We start from the raw sequence: 20,397 nt of genomic DNA, 5'->3' as shown, positions 1-20,397 counted from the left end.
CGTGTCTGCGTCCGACTGTGTGTGCGCTTGACACGCCGTGTCCCCGCCGCGAACATGTTGAGCCTGCCCTGCGGCAGAATGCCCTGGCATAGCGCTTGCAGCGGGCATCGCATGAACACGCAAATCACTCCGGCGCGACGCGCCCCCCTGGCCGGCATCCGTGTCGTCGACTTCAGCACGCTGCTGCCCGGGCCGATGTGCAGCCTGCTGCTGGCGCAGGCCGGCGCGGAAGTGATCAAGATCGAGCGGCCGGGCCGCGGCGACGAGATGCGATCGTACGTGCCGAAATTCGGCGACGACAGCGTGAACTTCGCGCTGCTCAACCAGGGCAAGCGCTCGGTCGCGCTGGACCTGAAGGATCCCGCCGGCGTGCGGCAGGCCATCGAGCTGGTGCGCGATGCCGACGTGCTGATCGAGCAGTTCCGTCCGGGCGTGATGGACCGCCTGGGCCTGGGCTACGAGGCGATGCGCATCCTCAACCCCGGCCTGGTCTACTGCGCCATCACCGGCTGGGGCCAGGACGGGCCGCTTGCCGCCGTCGCAGCCCACGACCTCAACTACCAGGCCGAGACGGGGCTGATGGCGCTGACGGCCGGAGCCGATGGCGCCCCCGGCCTGCCCAACGTGCTGGTGGCGGACCTTGCGGCGGGCGCGTACCCGGCGATGATGAACATCCTGCTCGCGTTGCGCACCCGCGACGCCGGGGGCCCCGGTTGCTTCATCGACGTCGCCATGGCCGACAACCTGTTCCCCCTGGTGTACTGGGGCCTGGGCAACGGTTTCGCGGCGGGAGAATGGCCCACGCCGGGCGGCGACCTCGTCACGGGCGGCACGGCGCGCTATCAGGTCTACCGCACCGGGGACGGGCGCTACCTGGCGGCCGCGCCGCTGGAGCAAAAGTTCTGGAAGAACTTCCTGCGCGTGCTGGAGGCGCCGCAGCTGCTGGACGACAGCAATGCGGCGCGTACGCGTGACGCCGTCGCCGCCATCATCGTCACGCGCACGGCCGACGAGTGGCTGCAGCGCTTCGCCGGCGTGGATGCCTGCGTCTCGGTGGTGAAATCGCTGCAGGAGGCCGTGCAGACGCCGCATTTCCGCGAGCGCGGGCTGTTCCAGGCCCGCCTTGCGAGCGGCGACGGCCGGGAGATCCCGGCGCTGCCGCTGCCGATCGCGCCCGCCTTGCGGCACGATGGCGGAGGCGGTGCGCCGGCGTTGGGAGAAGCGGATCCCGCTTCGTTCCAGGGCTGATTCAGGTTTCCGCTTCGGCGCCGAAACCCATCTGCGCCAGGCGCTTGTACAGGTAGGAGCGCGAAATCCCCAGTTCGGCGGCCACGCGCTTCTTGTTGCCGTTGAACTTCGCCATGGCCTGGCGGATCAGCTGCTCTTCCACCTGCTCCACCGCGCTGCTGACAAGCATGGGTTGGCGCGCACCGGAAATCAGGGGCGCCGGCAAGCTGTCGGTTGCCTGGGGCACGGGCGTGGCCAGGGTATCCCCCGGCTCGGCGTCGATGATGCCGAAGTCGCTGGGCTCGATCACATCGCCTTCGCCGAAGATCGCGGCGCGCTCCACCGTGTGCATCAACTGGCGCACGTTGCCGGGCCAGCGCTGGCTCTGCAGGAGCACGAGGGCATCGTCCGAGAGCTTCTTCGCACGCTGTCCGTGGCGGTCGGCGAACTGCTTCAAGGCCAGGTCGGCCAGCAGCGGGATGTCCTCAAGGCGCTCGCGCAGCGCCGGCAGACGGATCGTCACCCCGCCGATGCGGTAGAACAGGTCGAGGCGGAAGGTGCCCTCGGCGATCATTGCCTCGAAGTTGCGGTTGCTGGCACTGATCAGGCGGAAGTTCGAGCGCCGCAGGTCGTTCCCGCCCACCCGCTGGAACGTGCCGTCCTGCAGGACGCGCAGCAGCTTCACCTGAACCTCAGCCGGCGTGTCGCCCACCTCGTCGAAGAACAGCGATCCGCCGTCGGCCTGCTCGATCTTGCCCTTGCGGCCCTTGCGCTCGGCGCCAGTAAAGGAGCCAGCCTCATAGCCGAACAGTTCGCTCTCCACCAGCGTGGCCGGCAGGGCGGCCGCGTTCACCATCACCATGGTGCCGTCGCGCCGCGGGCTCAGCTTGTGGATGGCGTGCGCGGCGAGTTCCTTGCCGGTGCCGCTCTCGCCGGTGAGAAGCACCGGCACGTCCAACGGCGCCACCTTCACGATCTGCTGCTTCAGGCGCTGCATGGCCAAGCTGTCGCCGACCATCTGGTCCAGACCGTAGCTGCGGTTGCGCAGATCGCTCAGCTCGCGGCGGTAAAAGGCCACTTCGGACTTGAGCTTGGAGACCTCGCTGGACAGCGCCTGCAACTGCTCCGGCCCCTTGAACATGATCTGGCCGATGGCGGCCACCAACTCGCCGCGGCTGTTGCGGATGGGGTGGCGCGCCACCACGCGGGTGACGCCGCGCATCTCGTGCAGCAGGCCGATCTCCGACTTGCCGGTTTCCACCACACGGTCCAAGCGCGAGTTCTCGATCACCTCGGTCGTGTGGCGGCCGACGCCGGCCCCGGGCCGCAGGCCGAAGAAGCGCTCGTGCACCGGGCTCATATAGCGGATGATCGCGTCGCGATCGACCACGGCCAGCGCCTCGAACGGGTTGGTGAGGAAGTGGGCGAGGATGTCCCCCGCGAAATCCACGGCGCCGACGAACTCGAACAGGGCATCGCGGCTGTCCCGTTCCATGGCCACGAACACGGTGGCATCCGAAGAAGGCAGGACCACCACGACCACGGGGTCGCCATCGGGCGCCTCCACCGAAAACAGGCGGCGCTGGCGGCGGCGGACGTCCTGCCAGCCGCTGGTGATGCGGTTCGCAATCTCGGGCTGAAGCGCGATTCCGCTGGCCGCGACCTGCTTGCCGTCGGGCCCGAGTACCAGAACGCCGCGAAGGTCGTTCAGGGAAGTGTCCTTCGCGCTTGTGTCTTGTGTTTCCATTGAGGGCAATGATACTTCCGTCGAGTGCTGGCCTGTCCTCGGTGAAGACACCGGCTCAGCTCCAGGAGGGCCTGCGCACCCGCAGAAGCGCGCGGAATCGCACCTTTTCACGGTTTCCGGAGGGTCTGGCGAGGTGGCACGCAGCTTGCATAAAACCATGCAATGTTTACGCCAGAATCCCGAATCCCCCTGCGTGGCCTCCCCGCGAGGTCTGCGCCCGCGCTCGACCTGCTCGCAGGCGTGAAGGTCCTCGACCTCACCTCCTCGGTCGCGGGGCCCTACGCCGGCCAACTGCTGGCCGACATGGGTGCCACCGTCGTCAAGATCGAAAAACCCAAGGGCGGCGACGACGCGCGCGCCTGGGGACCCCCGTTCCTGCACGGCGAGTCGCTCTGGTTCATGAGCGTCAACCGGGGCAAGCAGAGCCTCACGCTCGACATCGCCGCGCCGCAGGGCCGGGAGGTCCTGAAGAAGCTGGTGGCGCAGTGCGACGTGATCCTGCTGAACCTGGTGGCGCGTGCGCAGCGCAAGCTGGGCCTCGATGCCGCGACGCTGCGGCCGCTGAACCCGCGGCTCGTCCACGTCTCCATCAGCGGCTTCGGCCTGCAGGGCAGCCGTGCCGACCTGCCGTGCTACGACCTGATCGCCGAGGGCTATTCCGGCGTGATGGACCTGACCGGCGAGCCTGAGAACGGGCCGCAGAAAGTAGGCACGCCCGCCGCCGACCTGCTGGCCGGCAACGACGCCGCGATGGCGGTGCTGGCCGCGCTGCTGCGGCGCGAGCGCGAGGGCAAGGGCTGCGACATCGACATTTCCATGGTGGAGAGCATGTCGCGCTTCATGGCGCCCAAGCTGATGCCCTACCTGGGTTCCGGCGAACTGGCGCGGCGCCAGGGCGGGCGCGACAGCGTCATCGCGATTTACCAGGTGTTCGACACGGCTGACGCTCCCATGACCCTGGGGCTGGGCAACGACGCGATCTGGAAGCGCTTCTGGGAGGCCGTGGGGTGCCCGGAAGTCGGCGCCAACCCGGCGTACGCCAGCAACAAGGATCGCCGCGCCAAGCGCGAGGAGATCGTCAAGGTCATCGGCGAGCTGCTGAAGACCCAGCCGCGCGCCCATTGGCTGGACCTGTTGGTCAACGCCCGCGTGCCGGCCGGCCCGATCCAGCGCGTGGACGAAGTGGCGCAGGACCCGGCGCTGCACGAGTCCGGCTTCATTTACCGCACCCAGGGCCCCGACGGCGAGATCCCGCAGGTGGGCCTGGGCATCCGCTTCGACGGCCGCACCGAAGGCACGGCCGTCCCGCCCCCGAAGCTCGGGGCGCATACCGAGCAGATACTGCGCACGTGGCTGGCTTGCGACGCCACGCAGATCGACCAACTCCGCAACCAACAAATCATCTGAGAGGAAGACACCATGCAGTTCCAGGAAATCATCTACCGTGAAGAAGGCCCCCTCGGCATCCTCACGCTGAACCGTCCCAAAGACGGCAACATGTTTACCGAGCGCATGTGCCACGAGATCCGCGATTGCATCAACGAGATCCGGCGCGAGACGCGCACCCGCGTCCTCATCATCACCGGCGCGGGCGACAAGGTCTTTTGCACCGGCGGCAAAAAGGACGGCATGGAGGACTCGATGCTCTACGCCGGCACGCTGCCGACGCTGGAGATGTACGAGTCCATCGACCGTCTGCAAAAGCCGGTGATCGCCATGGTCAACGGCTTCGCCGTCGGCGGCGGCCACGTGCTGCACGTGGTGTGCGACATCACCATCGCCAAGGAAAGCGCCGTGTTCCGCCAGGTCGGCCCCATGGTCGGCAGCTTCGACGGCGGCTACGGCACCTGGTACCTGGAAGACATCATCGGGAAGAAGCGCGCGAAGGAAATGTGGTACCGCAATCCGAAACTGACGGCGCGCGAGGCGCTGGATTGGGGCCTGGTCAATCACGTCGTCCCCGACGCCGAGCTGTGGGAGTTCACCCGCAAGATCGCGCTGGAGATCGCGGATCGGGGCGCCTTCGCTCTCGCCTCCATCAAGGGCGCCTTCAATGCGCGCCACGGCGGCGTCTCGGGCCTGTCGCGCATGGCGCACGACCTGTTGCTGCGCGGCTACCTGGAAACGAAGGAGTCCAAGGAGCTGGCTGCTTCCTTCGCGCAGCGCCGCAAGCCGGACGCCGACAAGTTCGGCCACTGAGCTCTTGCACGAAGGAGGATTCGCCATGTCGCACCTGCTGACCTTGCATGATCCGGCCCGGGCCCGGGAGAACTATCTCTCGGGCATCTGGCAGACGGACACGCTGTATTCCCTGGCGCGCCGGCATGCGACCGAGCGCGGCAGCGCCTATGCGGTGCGCGACAGCGCGCGCCGCCTCACCTGGAGCACGCTCGTCGCCTGGGTCGACGCACTGGCAGCGGACCTGCACGAGGCCGGCCTGCGCCGCGGCGACCGCGTATCGATCTGGCTGCCCAACCGCCTGGAGAGCGTGGTCATCCTGCTGGCCTGCTCGCGCAACGGCTACGTCTGCAACCCCTCGCTACACCAGAACTACACGGTCGCGGAGATCGTGACCCTGCTGGACCGCATCGAGTGCCGCGCCCTGTTCACGCAGCCCGGCTACGGCTCGGATGCGAAGACGGCAGATATCTTCGCGCGCGCCGCGGAGCTGGGCCACATGAAGGGCGTGTATGCGTTGCCGGCACTGCGCACACCTGCTGCCGCCATTCCGGCCGGTACCCGCGCCATGCCGCAGGCCGGCCCAGCGCCGCGCGTGCCGGCGCCGCCTGCCAGCACGCACCCGGACCAGATCGTCTACCTGGCCTTCACCAGCGGCACCACCGGCACGCCGAAGGGGGTGATGCACAGCGACAACACGCTGCTGGCCAATTCCCGGGCGATGGTCGCCGACTGGGGCCACAACGCCGCGACCGTGCTGCTCACGCTCAGCCCCATGAGCCACCACATCGGCACCGTGGCACTGGACCAGGCGCTGGTGGCCGGCTGCGAACTGGTGATGCACGACGCCTCCGCGGGTGTTGGTGCCCTGGACTGGATCGAGCAGACCGGCGCCACCTACGTGATGGGCGTGCCCACGCACGCCATGGACCTGCTGCAGGAGGCGGACAAGCGCGGGCTCAAGAAGCTGGGGGCCGTGAAGGTGTTCTACATGGCGGGCACGCCGATTCCCACCGAGGTGGCGCGCCGCCTGCTGTCGCTCGGCGCCAAGCCGCAGAACGTCTACGGCATGACCGAGAACGGCTCGCACCAGTACACCAAACCCAATGATCCGGTCGAGGTGATCACCAGCACCTGCGGCAAGGCCTGCGCCGGCTACGAGGTGCGGCTGTGGAACCAGGAGAAGCCGGACCTGGAACCCGGCCCCGGCGAAGTGGGCGAGATCGGCGGCCGCGGCGGCGTGCTGATGCTTGGCTACTTCAACAACCAGTCGGCCACGGAGAACTCCTTCAACTCCAGCGGCTGGTTCCTGAGCGGCGACCTCGGTCGCTTCGACGAGCAGGGCAACCTGCAGATCGTGGGCCGCAAGAAGGACCTGATCATTCGCGGTGGCCACAACATCCACCCCGCCCACATCGAGGAATACGCGCACCGGCACGCCGCGGTCAAGAAGGCAGCGGCCTTCGGGGTGCCCGACGAGCGACTGGGCGAGAAGGTCTGCCTGGCCATCATCTGCCACGAGGGCAAGTCGCCCGCGCCGGACGAGATCCTGCAGCACCTGGCGAAGGAAGGCCTGTCCAAGTTCGACATGCCCGAGTTCTACGCCGTGGTGACGGAGTTCCCCCTGACCGCCAGCGGCAAGATCCTGAAGCGCGAGCTCGTGCAATGGGTCGCCAGCGGCCGCCTGCAACCCGAACCGGTGCGTTACCGCGCGCCCGCCACTGCCAAATGATAGAACTCACCCACGACGAGGAATTCGCCGTCCTCACCCTCCGGCGGCCGCAGGCGCTGAACGCGCTCAGCTTCGAGCTGATCGCCCAGATCGGCGAGCGCATCAAGGAAGCGGGCCACTCCAAGGCTCGCGCGTTGATCGTCACCGGCGAAGGCGAAAAGGCCTTCTGCGCCGGCGCCGACATCAAGGAACTGCAGCAGCGCGGGCTGGCCGCGCAGCGCGAAGGTGCGCAGCTGGGCCAGGCGGTGTTCGCGCAGCTCGATCGCCTGCCCATTCCGTCCATTGCGCTGGTCAACGGCTTCGCCTTCGGCGGCGGCTGCGAGCTGGCGCTGGCCTGTACGCTGCGCCTGGCGCTGCCCCATGCCAAGTTCGGCCTGCCCGAAGTGAAGCTCGGCCTGATCCCCGGCTACGGCGGCACGCAGCGCCTGCCGCGCCTGGTCGGACCGGGCCGCGCCCTGGAGCTGGTGATGACCGGCCGCACGGTGAATGCCGAGGAGGCGCTCGCGATCGGCCTCGTCAACCGCATCGTCCAGGCGCCCGGCCTGGCCGCCGCCAAGGCCTATGCCCGCGAGTTCAGCGGCCACGGCCTGCTCGCGCTGCAGTTCGCCCGCGAGGCGGTGCAGCGTGCGCTGGACGGGCCGCTGCACGAGGGCCTGCGCGTGGAGGCTGACCTGTCGACGCTGGCCTATCGCACCCGCGACGCCGAGGCAGGCATGCAGGCCTTCGTCGAGAAACGCAAGGCGGAGTTCCGCGATGAGTGAACAACGGGAATGCATCGTCGTCACTGGCGCCAGCCGGGGCATCGGCGCCGCCATCGCGCTGGCGCTGGCGCAGCAGGGCCGGCACGTGGCCTGCTTCTCGCGCTCCGGCGCGCTGCCGGCCTGCCCGGGGGTGCCGGCGGAAGTGTCCGCGCGCTGGATCGGGGCCAAGGCCGATGTCACCGACCCGGCGGCGCTCGCCGCCGCCATGCGCAAGCTGGCCGATGAAGGCTGGCGCATCAAGGGCTTGGTGAACAACGCGGGCGTGCACCTGGACGGTCCGTCGGCGGAGATCTCACTGGAGCACTGGCAGGAGGTGATGGACACCAATGCCACCTCGGTGGTGAGCGCCTGCCAGGCGGCGTACCCGCACCTGGTGGCGACCGGCGGCGGGATGATCGTCAACATCGGCTCCTTCTTCGACAAGCTGGGCGTGAAGCGCAACCTCGCGTACTGCGCCAGCAAGGCCGCGGTGGGTGCCATCACGCGTTGCCTGGCGGTGGAATGGGCCGGCAAGGGCATCCGTGTGATGGACGTGGCGCCCGGCTACATCGTTACCGACCTCAACGCCGACGCCATGGCTGCGGGCGGGCCGCTGCGGGCCTACCTGGACAAACGCATCCCGGGCCGCGAGCCGGGCACCGCCGCCGACGTCGGCGCGCTGGTGGCCTCCCTCTTCACGCCCGCCGGAGGCTTCCTCACGGGCGAGACCATCTACATCGACGGCGGTCAAGGCATCGCACACTAGAGAGCACCATGAACATCCTGGAACGACTCGACTCCCGCATCGCGCTCGCGGACGAAGAAAAGATGCTGCTCGAGAGCGTGCAGATCCTGGCGCGCGAGCAGATCGCGCCACGTGCCGAGCACTTCGACCGCACGGCGGAGTTTCCCTGGGAGAACGTCAAGGCCATCAACGAGCTCGGGCTGAACGCGATGTTCATCCCCGAGGCCTACGGCGGCGCCCAGATGTCGTATACGGCCTACCTGGCCTGCGCGCGCGAGATCAGCAAGGCTTGCGCGGCCACGGGCATTATCTGGGCCACCAACTACCATGGCATGAAGCCCCTGATCGACTGGGGTACCGAGGAGCAGAAGCAGCGCCTGCTGCCGCGCATCGCCGAAGGCGGCCTGGGCGCGCTGGCGATCACGGAGCCGGGCGCCGGCTCCGACGCCACCGGCATGCGCACGTCGTTCCGCGAAGAGGGCGGCGAGATCGTCGTAAACGGCGGCAAGACCTTCATCACCAATGGCGACGTGGCCGACCTCTACCTGCTGTTCGGCAAATGGGAAGGCATCGCCGGTGCCAAGGAAAGTATCTCGGTGCTGGTGCTGGAGAAGGGCACGCCGGGATTGTCGGTGGTGCGGCTGGAGGACAAGATGGGCACGCGCGCGTCGAGCACCGCCACCCTGGCCTTCGACAACTGCCGCGTCCCGCGCGCTAACCTACTGGGCAACCCCGGCGATGGCCTGAAGATCCTGTTCGCCTCGCTGAACAAGTCGCGCCCCAGCGTGGCGGCGCATGCCCTGGGCATCGCCCGGGCCGCGTTCGAGGACAGCGTGGCCTACATCAACGAGCGCAGGCAGTCCGGCCGCAAGATTCTTGAGTTCCAGGGCATCCAGTTCATGGTCGCCGACCTGGCGTCCGAACTCGCGCTGGTCGAGAGCTGGCTGTGGCAGGTGGCGAGCTGGGTCGACGCCGGCGCCAAGGACTTCGGCATCGAAGCCTCGCTGCTGAAGATGCGCGCCACCGACCTCGCGATGCGCGTCACCACCGACGCCGTACAGCTGCTGGGTGGCTATGGGTACTGCAAGGACTTCCGCGTCGAGCGCCTGATGCGCGACGCGAAGATCACCCAGATCTGGGAAGGGACCAACCAGGTCCATCGCCAACTGATCGGCCGCAGCTTCCTGCAACGCTGAGGCCCTCCAAGGAGAAAGCATGAACGAAATCAAGACCATCGGCATTGCCGGCGCGGGCACCATGGGCGCGGGCATTGCCATCGTCTGCGCGCGCGCGGGCTTCAAGACCCGCGTGTTCGACCTGAAGCAGGACGCGCTGGAGCGCGCGCGCAAGCAGACCGAAGGCTTCCTTCGCAAGAGCGTGGAGCGCGGCAAGCTGGCCGCGGAGAAGCTGCCCGAAATCATGGGCGCCTGGAGCGGCACGACCCAACTGGAAGACTTCGCCGACTGCGACCTGGTGATCGAGGCGGTGTTCGAGAGCCTGCCGGTCAAGCACGACCTGTTCGGCAAGCTCAATACCATCTGCAAGCCCGAAGCCATCTTCGCCAGCAACACCTCCACCATCAGCATCACGGAGATTGCCGGCGGCTGCGGCCGACCGGACCAATTCGTCGGCATGCACTTCTGCCTGCCGGCGCAGCTGATGAAGCTGGTCGAGATGTCCCCCGGCCTGACGACCAGCGAGGAGACCTTCTCCCGCGCCTGGGCCACCTGCGAAGCCATGGGCCAGAAGCCGGTGAAGACCCAGGACACGCCCGGTTTCGTGCTGAATTACTTCCTGATTCCGTTCAACAACGACGCCATCCGGCTGGTGGAGCAGGGCGTGGCAGAGCCCGCGGACATCGACCTGGCGATCAAGACGGCGATGGGTTACGCGATGGGCCCGATGGAGCTGCTGGACCTGGTCGGCATGGACACGCAGAAGCTGCTGTGCGAAGCGATGTATGGCGTGACCAACGAGCCGCGCGCGGCGTGTCCGCCGCTCGTGAAACGCATGATCGCCGCCGGCTGGCTGGGCAAGAAGACCGGTCGCGGCCTCCTCAAGTACGCCGACAGCAAGATGTATGGAGCCTGAGCCCATGAGCAACTATCGAATCGTTTCCTCCGGCGACAGCCGTTCCTTCCCCGCCAGCCACGCCTTCACCGAGCAGGCGGACGCCAAGGGAGCGTCACGCGTCTTCACCGGCAAGGATGCCGGCGCTGCCTTTGCAGCGGCCGGCGAGCTGGCTGCCTGCCCCTTCGTCGCCATCGAGCTGGGCACCGAGTGCCTGGGCGTGCACACGGGCGAACAAAAGGGCCACGAAGGCGCCAACGTCGTGGGCTTCGCCCGCTTCCGCCTGGGCCGCGCCGATCCGACGCCGCTGGTGGAGCTGGTGCGTCAGCCGCAGACGCGCGACAGCGCGATCGCCGCGGCCAAGGCGGCCTTCGAGGCCGCCGGCCTGAAGGTCGCGGTCTGCGGCGACTTCCCGGGCCGCATCGTGGATCGCCTGATCCGCCCTTACCTGAATGCTGCCCTGCGCCGCCTGGACGAGAAGCTGGCCAGCGCCGAAGACATGGACAAGACGCTTTGCCTGGGCCTCGGTTACCCCGAAGGACCGATCTCGCTGCTGGAGCGCACCGGGCTCGCAGAACACCACGATGTGACGCAGGCCCTGTACGAGGCCCTGGGTCAAGAACCTTATGCGCCGGCACGCCGCGCGCAGGTCGCAAAAGCAAGGGAGCAGTTCTGACATGACAGTGAAAGCATTGGTCGCCGTCAAGCGTGTCGTTGACTTCAACGTGAAGGTCCGGGTCAAGTCGGACGGCACCGGGATCGACATAGCGAACGTGAAGATGTCGATGAACCCCTTCGACGAAATCGCGGTGGAGGAAGCGGTCCGCCTGAAGGAAAAGGGCGTGGTCAGCGAGGTCATCGCCGTGTCCTGCGGCGTGCAGCAATGCCAGGAGACGCTGCGCACGGCGATGGCCATCGGCGCCGACCGCGCCATCCTGGTCCAGACCGACGAGGCGCTGGAGCCGTTGGCCGTGGCCAAGCTGTTGAAAGCGCTGGTCGACAAGGAACAGCCCGATCTCGTCATCCTCGGCAAGCAGGCGATCGACGACGACTGCAACCAGACCGGCCAGATGCTGGCGGCGCTGGCGGACCTGCCGCAAGCCACTTTCGCTTCGAAGGTGGAAGTGGCCGACGGCCGGGCGAAGGTCACGAGGGAAGTGGATGGCGGCCTGGAGACACTCTCAATCTCGCTACCGGCGGTGATCACGACCGACCTGCGCCTGAACGAGCCACGCTACGTGACGCTGCCCAACATCATGAAGGCGAAGAAGAAGCAGCTGGACGTCGTTAAGCCCGAGGACCTGGGCGTCGACGTGAAGCCGCGACTGAAGACGCTGAAGGTGACCGAGCCCGCCAAGCGCAGCGCCGGCGTGAAGGTGCCCGACGTGGCCACCCTCGTTGTGAAACTTAAAACTGAAGCCAAGGTGATCTGAGATGGCCGCCCTCGTCATTGCCGAACACGACAACGCGACCATCAAGGCCGCGACCCTGAACACCGTCACCGCGGCCGCTGCCTGCGGTGGCGACGTGCACGTGCTGGTGGCCGGCGCGAATGCCGCGGAAGCCGCCAAGGCCGCCGCCCGGATCGCCGGCGTCGCCAAGGTGCTGCACGCCGACGGCGCGCAGTTCGAACACGGCCTCGCCGAGAACGTGGCCGCCCAGGTGCTGGCCATCGCGCGCGACTACACGCACGTGCTGTTCCCGGCCACCGCCAGCGGCAAGAACGCCGCTCCGCGCGTGGCCGCCAAGCTCGACGTCGCGCAGGTCAGCGACGTCACCAAGATCCACGGCGCATACACCTTCGAACGACCCATCTACGCCGGCAACGCCATCGCCACCGTGCAGAGCAGCGACAAGGTCAAGGTGCTGACTATCCGCACCACGGCCTTCGATCCCGCGCCGGCCAGCGGCGGCAACGCGGCCGTCGAGGCCGTCCCTGTCGTCGCCGATGCCGGCAAGAGCAAGTTCGTGGGCCAGGAAATTGCCAAGAGCGATCGCCCGGAGCTGACCGCCGCCAAGATCATCGTCTCTGGCGGCCGCGCTCTGGGTTCTTCCGAGAAGTTCCAGGAAGTGCTGACGCCCCTGGCCGACAAGCTTAACGCCGCCATCGGTGCTAGCCGCGCCGCGGTGGACGCCGGCTACGCGGCCAACGACCTGCAGGTTGGCCAGACCGGCAAGATCGTCGCGCCGCAGCTCTACGTGGCTTGCGGCATCAGCGGCGCGATCCAGCACCTGGCCGGCATGAAGGACTCCAAGGTGATCGTCGCGATCAACAAGGACGAGGAAGCGCCGATCTTCAGCGTTGCCGACTACGGCCTGGTGGCCGACCTGTTCCAGGCCGTGCCGGAACTGGTGAAGACGCTGTAAGCAGGTGGCCGGCGAACGCAATGATGTTTTTGGACGCGCCGCAGTCGATTTCCTGCAGCGCAACGTGCCGGCCGCCCTCGCGCGCAGCCGGCTGAACTGAGCCCGGAGAACCCGAGACAAAGCATGGAACAAAACACCCTCCCCACGCCCGTCGCCAACGCCGACTCGAAGCCTTATTGGGACGCCGCGCGCGAGCGCCGGCTCGTCATCCGCAAGTGCAAGGCCTGCAGTCAGCTGCACTTCATGCCGCGGCACCTGTGCCCCCAATGCTGGTCCGACCAGCTGGAATGGGTCGACGCCAAGGGCACTGGCACGGTCCACAGCTTCACCGTCGTGCGGCGCGCTTCGGACCCGGCGTTCACCGCGCTCGTTCCTTATGTCGTGGCGCTTATCGAGTTGGAAGAGGGACCGCGCATGATGGCCAACATCCTGGGTGCCGATGCCCTGGAGGTGAAGATCGGCGACCGGGTCAAGGTGACGTTCGAAGACCGGGGCGACGGCGCCCTGCTACCGCAGTTCCAGCGCGCCTGAAGGAAATGTCCATGAAGACCCCCGCATCCCTGAAGAACAAGATCGCCATCGTCGGTGTTGGCGAATCCGACATCGGCAAGGTTCCCAACATGACTGGCCTGGGGCTGAACGCGCAGGCCGCCAAGCGCGCGCTGGACGAGTCCGGCCTCAAGGTGTCGGACATCGACGGCGTGCTCACCGCCTACTCCTTCACCGAGCCGTACTTCATGCTCGGTTCGGTGTTGTGCGAGTACCTGGGCGTCAAGCCGCGCTTCAATGCCTCCGTCGTCTCCGGCGGCGCCAGCCCTGCGGTGATGCTCAAGCACGCGGCCGAAGCCATCGCCTCCGGCCAGGCCGAGACCATCCTGGTGTGCGCCGGCGAGAACCGGGCCACCGGTCTCACGCGCGACGCCGCGCTGTCCGCGCTACTGGCCGTGGGCCATCCGTATTTCGAACAGCCCTACGGCGGGTCGATTCCCGGCTACTACGCGATGATCGCGCAGCGGCACATGCACGTGTACGGCACGAAGCGCGAGCAACTGGCGCACGTCGCGGTGAACACGCGTGCGCACGCGCTGCGGCACCCCAACGCGCACATGAAGAGGGCGATCACGCTGGAGCAGGTGCTGGAGGCCAAGCCGATCGCCGACCCCCTGGGTATGCTGGACTGCTGCCTGATTTCGGACGCCGGTGGCGCCTTCATCGTCACCTCCGCCGAGCGCGCACGTGACTTGAAGTCCAAGCCCGTGTACTTGCAGGGCATCGGCGAGTACCACACGCACGAACACCTGATGTGCGCACCCAGCCTCACCGAGTTCGGCGCCACCGAGTCCGGCAAGACAGCCTACCAGATGGCTGGCCTGGGCCCGCAGGACGTCGACGTCGCGCAGCTCTACGACTGCTTCACCATCGTCCCCATCATCGAGCTGGAGGAGCTGGGCTTCGTGAAGCCGGGCGAGGGCGGCGCCTTCTTCGCCGAAGGCCATGCGCGCATCGGCGGCAAGCTTCCGGTCAACACCCATGGCGGCATGCTCTCGCACGCCCATGCCGGCGCCGCCGGCGGCCTGTTCGGCATCGTCGAGGCCGTGCGCCAGCTGCGCGGCGGCCTCGGCGAGCGCCAGGTGCAGGGCGCCGAGGTGGCACTGGTGCACAACGAGGGCGGCATCCTGTCCTCGCACTGCACCCTGATCCTGGCCAATGACAAGGGCTGAGTGTCCCGACTGAAAGGATTGCCATGAACATCAACGTCCAGCCGCGCGGCCGCTACTTCGAGGACTTCGAGGTCGGCGAGGAGATCGTGACCCCGGCGCGCACCATCACGTCCACCGACATCGTGAACTTCGCCTGCCTCACGGGCGACTTCAACGAGGTGCACACCAACTTCGAGTACTGCAAGACCACGCCCTTCGGCGAGCCGATCGCGCACGGGCCGCTGATCTACGGGATCATGGGTGGCCTGACCTACGCCAGCGGGGTCAACGACGGCACGCTGATCGGCCTGCTGGGCATCGACCAGTGGCGCATGCTGGCCCCCGTGAAGCACGGCGACACCATCCGCGTGGTGGCCAAGGTTGTGGAGAAGAAGGAGACCAGCAAGCCGGACCGCGGCGTGGTGAGCTTCCAGCGCCAGTGCGTCAAGCAGGACGGTAGCGTGGTGCAGGAGATGAAGGCGACGCTGATGTTCAAGCGGCGCCCGAAGATTTGAGGCCGGGAGGCACGGCGCATGGACCAGGAACAATATCTAGAGACCGAGCGCATCGGCTCTGTGGGCGTCATCCGCCTGGCTGCGGAGCAGACGCGCAACTCGCTGAGCAACGTCATGCGGGAAGCCCTGTGCTCGTGCATCAGCGTGCGGCCGAAGCGTTCGAGGGGGATCAGTCCGGTCACCGTCTGGACCATCATGATTTGCTTCCTTGTTGCTGCCGAAAGGCTCGCGACAGCCGTGGCATTGTTCCCGCGATGGGGTGTCTGCTGGGTAAGTTTGGCTAACCGGCTGGCAGCAATTCCCGACCGCGCGTTGCACGGCTTCGCCCCAGAATCGGGCGAACCAAGATCAGGAGACCTGACATGAGCGCCGTGCTCACCGCCGTGCGCCTTGTGCTTGTGTACGGGCTCGTGCCCAAAGGAGACTCAAGCTGCACGGCGGTGAGTCAACCGGTTCAGCAATCAAGCCCGTGACCGCAGGCTTGACGACTGAAGTTTGAATCAATTCAAAGATATTAGGAGACAAACCATGAAAAGACGAACTCTTCACCTGCTGGCGCGCGGCGCCGTCGCGTTTTCGCTTGCGTTACCGAGCGTCTGGTCTGCCGCGGCCGACGCTTGGCCAACCCGGCCGATCCGCATCATTGTGCCGGCCGCGGCGGCCGGCGCGCTCGATATGACCACCCGCCTGGTGGCGCAGAAGATGGCGGAGAAGCTGGGGCAGTCGGTGATCGTGGACAACCGCCCGGGCGGCGACACCCTGCTCGGCACGCGCATGGTCAAGGACGCACCGGCGGACGGCTACACCCTCCTTGCGCAGGCCAACGGCTTCACGTTGCTGCCGTTCACGAAGCGGGAACCCGGCTACGACCCGGTGAAGGACTTCTCCGGCCTGGGCTTCATGACGCGCTCCGCCATGATCCTGGACACCGGCGCCGGGCAGCCGGACCGCACCTTGCCCGACCTGATCGCACGCGCGAAAAAGGAGCCCCTGACGTTCGCCTCCGGCGGCACCGGAGGCCCGCCGCACATCGCCTGTGCGATGTTCCTGCAGGCCGCGGGCGTCAACATGCTGCACGTGCCTTACAAGGGCAACGGGGCGGCGTTGCCGGACGTCGTCGCCGATCGCGTCAACATGATCTGCGACGGCTACATCAGCAGCGCGGCGTTCCTCCAGTCGGGCAGGCTGCGAGCCCTCGCCGTCACGTCCCCCGAGCGAATCGCACCGCTGCCCAACGTGCCGACCTTCGTCGAGCAGGGTGTGAACTACACATACTCCCTGTGGCTGGGGTTGCTGGTGAAGGCGGGTACGCCGAAGGATGTGGTGCAGAAGCTGTCGGACGCGCTGCACTATGCCTTGACGAGCAAGGAGCTCAGCGAGCGGTTCCGCTCCGAGGGTTCCGACCCGTCCTTCGTCACGCCGCAAGCTTTCGACCAGTACCTCGCCAAGGAGTATTCCCAGATGGCGAAGGTGGCGAGCGATCTGAAGCTACCCAGGGAGTGAAGCAGTGCGGCGCGGCGCTTGCTGCGTAAGTCCGGCTAACCGGCTGGCAGCAATTCCCGACCCCGCGGTCGCGCCGGCGGCCGCAGAATGACCGCGACCAACGACCAGGAGACCTGACATGAGCGCCGTGCTCACCGCCGTCGACGAAAAGAACATCTCCCGCCCCATCAACTGGGTGAAGGAGCAGCGCGCCAACACGGTGGTCGCGGCCATGAAGCGCCGGCACTTCCAGGCGCAGTACGTACCCGACCGGGAGGCCGCGCTCGCGGCCGTCATGGCGCTCGTGCCCCGCGACGTGTCGGTGTTCCGTTCCGACTCCGTCACCCTGGACCAGCTGGAGGTGATCCCGGCGCTGCGCGCGCGCGCCGCCAACACGATCATGTATCCGCAGGAGAAGGACGGCCCGGGCAACAACATCAACGGCGACTACGAGAAGAACAAGGACCTGTATTTCAAGCTGCAGCGTGACGTGTTTATGGCCGACGTCTACCTGACCGGCGCCAACGCCGTCACGCTGGATGGCAAGATCGTCAGCACCGACGGCGCCGGCAACCGCGTGGCTGCCATGATCTTCGGCCCGCGCAAGGTCGTCATCGTGGTCGGCGTCAACAAGATCGTGAAGGGCCTGGACGCGGCCTTCGACCGCATCCACGAGTTCTGCGCGCCGGTGAACGTCAAGCGCCACCTCGACATGCACAACCGGCCCTGGTACGGCGAGCTGCCCTGTGCCTCCACCGGCATCTGCACCGACTGCGACCATCCGCGGCGCATCTGCAACTACACCGGCATCCTCGAGGGCGCGCTGCCGCGCATGAGCGACCGCATCAACGTGGTGCTGGTCGGCGAAGAACTGGGCCTGTAGTCCACAATACGCAGGTCTGCCGAACCGAAAGCCGCGCCATGCCCCTGTCTCCACCCGTCGCCCGCCGTGAAGCCCACCATCGCGTCATCGACATGCGCGCCTACGCCCGCGAGGACGGCCTCTACGACATCGAGGCGCACCTGGTCGACACGAAACCCTTCGATTTCGAGCGCCTGGCCCAGCCGCATCCGACCCCGGCCGGCCAGCCGCTGCATGATATTTCGGTGCGGATGACGGTGGACGCGGACTACCTCGTGCGGGCGATCGAAGCCTCCTCCGACGTGACGCCTTACCCGCTGTGCAAGGGCGCCGAGACGACGCTTCAGGTCCTCGTAGGCGAACGCATCGCCCGCGGCTGGTCCGCCAAGGTCAAAGAGCGGCTGCGCGGCGCCGCCAGCTGCACCCACCTGATGGAAATGCTGATCCCCCTGGCGACCACGGCCTTCCAGGGGATCCGCGGGCTGCAACCGAAGGACGAGCGCAGGCCTGTCGTCGGCGGCGTGCCGTCCCAGCTCGATACCTGCTACACCTACGGCCGCAGCCGCGAGGTCGTGCAGCGCCTGTGGCCGCAGCACTACGTGCCGGCGGAGAAGCAACCGTCCTGATCCCGGCATGAAGCTGCGGCAGCTGCAGTGCCTGTGCGCGGTGGTCGATGCGGGCTTCAACATCTCGCGCGCCGCCAGCGTCCTGCACGCCACCCAGCCCGCCGTCAGCAAGCAGCTGCGGCAGTTCGAGGAGGAGCTCGGCGTCGATCTGCTGTTGCGCCAGCGCGGCCGCCCCGTCGCGCTGACGGAAGAGGGACAACGCACGCTGCTGTGGGCCCGCCGCGCATTGCAGGCCGCGGACAACATCCGGGGCATTGCCCGCGAGGGGCGCGGCGGGGGCGAAGGAAGCATCGCGCTGGCCACCAGCCACGCCCACGCCAACCATCTGTTGCTGCCCGCGATCGTCGCGTTCAGCCGCCGCTTCCCGAAGGTGCGCATCACGGTGCTGCAGGGCACGCCGGGGCAGATCGCTGAACTCGTGCGCGACGGCAAGGCCACGCTGGGCGTGACACACGCGCCGGAGCAACTGCCGCGCGAGACGGTGCCCGTGCCCTTCCTGACCTCGCCGCGCGTGCTGGTGACGCCGCCCGGCCACCCGCTGCTCAAGACCAAGGCGCTGACACTGGAGAAGATCGCGCAGTCTGCGCTGATCGTGCAGCACTCGGCCCGGCCGCGGGGCTCGCGGATCGTTCGCAAGTTCGTGGAGGCCGGGCTGGAGGTGAACGTCGTCGTGCAGGCGCTCGATTCCGACGTGATCAAGACCTACGTTGGCGCGGGCCTGGGCGTCGGCATCATCCCCGCCTTCACCTGGTCGGCGTCGCGGGATCGCGCGGTGCGGGCTCGCGACGTCGGCCACCTGTTCGAGCCATCGGAATCGGTGGTGCTGCTGCGCCGGCAGAGCCATCTGCAGAAATACGTCTACCGCTTCCTCGAGGAGCTGCATCCCTCGCTGGAGCAGCGGCGGCTGGAGCAGCTGGTGTTCGAGGACGGTTCATAGGCCTGGACGGCCGCCTGGTAGTGCAGGGGTGCGAGCCGCTTGATCACGTCCCGGCTGCTGCCGAAGGCATAGCAGCTGTCTACCATCGCGCCGATCTTAGCCTCGCGTTCGGCCAGCGTGCGCAGCCCGTAGATGCCCTGCAGCGCGGTGGTCGCCAGCGGGATCAGCATTTCGGCCAGGTGCGTGCAGCTGGCCGCGCCGCGCAGCTTTTCCTTGACCTTGCCGGTCCAGCCCTTCACCAGCGCCTCCCCCACCAGCGCTTGCAAGGCGGCGCCGGCCTGCTTGCACACGGCCCAGGGCGTCACGTCCGACGCGGCCTCGATGGCGCGCACGACGAAGTCGCGGTCCACCGTCACGCGGATCCAGAGGTCGTGGAAGGCTTCCCCGGCCGCGACGGTGTCGGTCGCGCCGGCGCGGGTGAACTCGAAGGGCTTGCGGTCGACCAGGTGCGCTTCGGCGTCGAACAGCCCGTTGGCGCGGGCATAGGTCTTCATATCAATCACGCGGTGGTGGACTTCCTCGCGGTCGGCGATGGCAGACAGTGGCATGCGGTGCTTTCTCTTCGGGCAGGGCGTATTCAGGCGCCGGTGAACCGGGGCTTGCGCTTTTCGGCGAAGGCGGCGCGCCCTTCGCGGTAGTCGGCGCTGTCCATGCAGCGACGGGTAAGCTCCGCCATGTGGTCATGGTTGCGCTCAGCCGGCGGCTTCAGCACCTGTTGGATCGCGAAGCGGCTGGCCTGCAGCGACAGTGGTGCGTTCTCCGCGATGGCGGCGGCGAGCTTCAGTGTTTCCGTGACCACGTCTTCGGCGGCGAGCACTTCGACGAGGCCCATGGCCAACGCCTCCTCGCCCGTGAAGCGACGGGCCGTGTAGAGCAAGAGGTGCGCGCGGGCGGGGCCGACGAGCGAGACGAGCTTCTCCATGGGCTCGATGCCGTAGGCGATGCCCATGCGCGCCGCCGGGATGCCGAACACGGAATCGCGCGACGCCACCCGCAGGTCCGCCTGCAATGCGACGTTGAGTCCGCCGCCGAGGCAGTAGCCCTGGACGCAGGCGAGGGTCGGCTTGGGGAAGTCGCGCATCTTGTCGCGGCCCCGCCCTGTGATGCGCGTGTACTCCAGGTTGGCGTCCGCGCTGTTGCGCTTGCTGGCGAACTCGCTGATGTCAGCGCCCGAGGCGAAGGCCTCGCCGCCGGCGCCAGCGTACACGACCGCGCGCACCTCGCCGTCCGCGGCGAAGGCGTCCAGGACGTCGCACACGCCGTTCCACATGGCCAGGTTCAGGGCGTTGCGCTTTTCCGGCTGGTTGAACAGCACCACGCCGATGCGGTCAATGCGGCCCGCGAGCAGCTTGCCGTCCGCGTGACGGTCCACCACGCACATCGTGTCCTCGAGAGTTTTTCCAATTTCCATGTCCGCATTCTCGGCGCAGCGCGGCAGGCGGTAAACCTGCCATTCGTTGGGCAGGCCA

At 67.5% G+C, this 20,397-nt stretch carries 22 protein-coding genes; 19 read left to right on the top strand and 3 right to left on the bottom strand.

All coding sequences use genetic code 11. From position 1 onward, the window contains the following. Positions 1-111: 111 nt before the first annotated feature. Complete coding sequence (locus tag EUB48_RS15805; protein WP_142820023.1) at positions 112-1,248, top strand: CaiB/BaiF CoA transferase family protein; 1,137 nt, start codon at positions 112-114, stop codon at positions 1,246-1,248. Position 1,249: 1 nt separating this feature from the next. Here the strand turns inward: EUB48_RS15805 and EUB48_RS15800 are convergent, their stop codons facing one another. Next, complete coding sequence (locus EUB48_RS15800; RefSeq protein WP_168226761.1) at positions 1,250-2,974, bottom strand: sigma-54 interaction domain-containing protein; 1,725 nt, start codon at positions 2,972-2,974, stop codon at positions 1,250-1,252. A 240-nt stretch (positions 2,975-3,214) separates the two neighbouring features. Here EUB48_RS15800 and EUB48_RS15795 point away from each other — a divergent pair, with 240 nt between their 5' ends. From EUB48_RS15795 to EUB48_RS15710, 18 genes are all read left to right on the top strand, one after another. Next, complete coding sequence (locus tag EUB48_RS15795) at positions 3,215-4,381, top strand: CaiB/BaiF CoA transferase family protein (protein ID WP_244618231.1); 1,167 nt, start codon at positions 3,215-3,217, stop codon at positions 4,379-4,381. Positions 4,382-4,393: 12 nt separating this feature from the next. Beyond that, a complete protein-coding gene (locus EUB48_RS15790) occupies positions 4,394-5,173 on the top strand; it encodes an enoyl-CoA hydratase-related protein (RefSeq protein ID WP_142820020.1) in 780 nt (259 codons plus the stop codon). A gap of 25 nt (positions 5,174-5,198) precedes the next feature. Next, positions 5,199-6,884, top strand: coding sequence for a class I adenylate-forming enzyme family protein (locus tag EUB48_RS15785; RefSeq protein WP_142820019.1), 1,686 nt, complete (start codon positions 5,199-5,201; stop codon positions 6,882-6,884). Next, positions 6,881-7,645, top strand: a complete 765-nt coding sequence (locus EUB48_RS15780; protein ID WP_142820018.1) for an enoyl-CoA hydratase/isomerase family protein — start codon at positions 6,881-6,883, stop codon at positions 7,643-7,645. The genes EUB48_RS15785 and EUB48_RS15780 overlap by 4 nt, the downstream gene beginning before the upstream one ends. Next, the gene (locus EUB48_RS15775) at positions 7,638-8,390 is read left to right on the top strand and encodes an SDR family NAD(P)-dependent oxidoreductase (RefSeq protein ID WP_142820017.1); all 753 of its coding nucleotides are present in this window, start codon (positions 7,638-7,640) and stop codon (positions 8,388-8,390) included. Before EUB48_RS15780 ends, EUB48_RS15775 begins: the two co-directional genes overlap by 8 nt. A gap of 8 nt (positions 8,391-8,398) precedes the next feature. Then, entirely contained in the window at positions 8,399-9,565 is a 1,167-nt protein-coding gene (locus EUB48_RS15770; RefSeq protein ID WP_142820016.1) for an acyl-CoA dehydrogenase family protein, read from the top strand. A 19-nt stretch (positions 9,566-9,584) separates the two neighbouring features. Further along, positions 9,585-10,460 (top strand): 3-hydroxyacyl-CoA dehydrogenase family protein, encoded by an 876-nt coding sequence (locus EUB48_RS15765; RefSeq protein ID WP_142820015.1) that lies wholly within the window; start codon positions 9,585-9,587, stop codon positions 10,458-10,460. A 4-nt stretch (positions 10,461-10,464) separates the two neighbouring features. Then, positions 10,465-11,115 carry a 3-hydroxyacyl-CoA dehydrogenase family protein gene (locus EUB48_RS15760; protein WP_142820014.1) on the top strand — a complete coding sequence of 217 codons (651 nt, stop codon included), beginning with the start codon at positions 10,465-10,467 and terminating at the stop codon, positions 11,113-11,115. 7 nt (positions 11,116-11,122) lie between these two features. Next, the gene (locus tag EUB48_RS15755) at positions 11,123-11,872 is read left to right on the top strand and encodes an electron transfer flavoprotein subunit beta/FixA family protein (protein WP_142821348.1); all 750 of its coding nucleotides are present in this window, start codon (positions 11,123-11,125) and stop codon (positions 11,870-11,872) included. 1 nt (position 11,873) lies between these two features. Next, positions 11,874-12,806: an electron transfer flavoprotein subunit alpha/FixB family protein gene (locus EUB48_RS15750; protein ID WP_142820013.1), complete on the top strand. Its 933-nt coding sequence runs from the start codon at positions 11,874-11,876 to the stop codon at positions 12,804-12,806. A gap of 123 nt (positions 12,807-12,929) precedes the next feature. Next, entirely contained in the window at positions 12,930-13,337 is a 408-nt protein-coding gene (locus tag EUB48_RS15745) for a Zn-ribbon domain-containing OB-fold protein (protein WP_142820012.1), read from the top strand. A gap of 11 nt (positions 13,338-13,348) precedes the next feature. Then, positions 13,349-14,527, top strand: coding sequence for a thiolase C-terminal domain-containing protein (locus tag EUB48_RS15740; protein WP_142820011.1), 1,179 nt, complete (start codon positions 13,349-13,351; stop codon positions 14,525-14,527). A gap of 23 nt (positions 14,528-14,550) precedes the next feature. Next, positions 14,551-15,021 carry a MaoC/PaaZ C-terminal domain-containing protein gene (locus EUB48_RS15735; RefSeq protein ID WP_142820010.1) on the top strand — a complete coding sequence of 157 codons (471 nt, stop codon included), beginning with the start codon at positions 14,551-14,553 and terminating at the stop codon, positions 15,019-15,021. 18 nt (positions 15,022-15,039) lie between these two features. Next, positions 15,040-15,387, top strand: coding sequence for a hypothetical protein (locus EUB48_RS15730; RefSeq protein ID WP_142820009.1), 348 nt, complete (start codon positions 15,040-15,042; stop codon positions 15,385-15,387). Positions 15,388-15,549: 162 nt separating this feature from the next. Next, positions 15,550-16,524 (top strand): Bug family tripartite tricarboxylate transporter substrate binding protein, encoded by a 975-nt coding sequence (locus EUB48_RS15725; RefSeq protein WP_244618230.1) that lies wholly within the window; start codon positions 15,550-15,552, stop codon positions 16,522-16,524. A gap of 118 nt (positions 16,525-16,642) precedes the next feature. Continuing rightward, positions 16,643-17,386, top strand: coding sequence for a lactate utilization protein (locus EUB48_RS15720; RefSeq protein WP_142820008.1), 744 nt, complete (start codon positions 16,643-16,645; stop codon positions 17,384-17,386). Between the two features lie 38 nt (positions 17,387-17,424). Then, positions 17,425-17,991 (top strand): DUF2889 domain-containing protein, encoded by a 567-nt coding sequence (locus tag EUB48_RS15715; protein ID WP_142820007.1) that lies wholly within the window; start codon positions 17,425-17,427, stop codon positions 17,989-17,991. Positions 17,992-17,998: 7 nt separating this feature from the next. After that, complete coding sequence (locus EUB48_RS15710; protein WP_142820006.1) at positions 17,999-18,928, top strand: LysR substrate-binding domain-containing protein; 930 nt, start codon at positions 17,999-18,001, stop codon at positions 18,926-18,928. On the opposite strand, the gene EUB48_RS15705 is transcribed toward EUB48_RS15710, so the two are convergent. After that, positions 18,850-19,476, bottom strand: a complete 627-nt coding sequence (locus EUB48_RS15705; protein WP_142820005.1) for a DUF2889 domain-containing protein — start codon at positions 19,474-19,476, stop codon at positions 18,850-18,852. The two genes, EUB48_RS15710 and EUB48_RS15705, sit on opposite strands and share 79 nt — an antisense overlap. 29 nt (positions 19,477-19,505) lie before the next feature. Beyond that, positions 19,506-20,339, bottom strand: coding sequence for an enoyl-CoA hydratase (locus EUB48_RS15700; RefSeq protein WP_142820004.1), 834 nt, complete (start codon positions 20,337-20,339; stop codon positions 19,506-19,508). Between the last annotated feature and the right edge of the window lie 58 nt (positions 20,340-20,397).

It is taken from the genome of Rhodoferax sediminis, from assembly GCF_006970865.1.
Lineage (GTDB): Bacteria > Pseudomonadota > Gammaproteobacteria > Burkholderiales > Burkholderiaceae_C > Rhodoferax_A > Rhodoferax_A sediminis.
The sequence above is the reverse complement of the archived record's forward strand: the minus strand, read 5'-3'. Positions and strand labels throughout refer to the sequence as shown.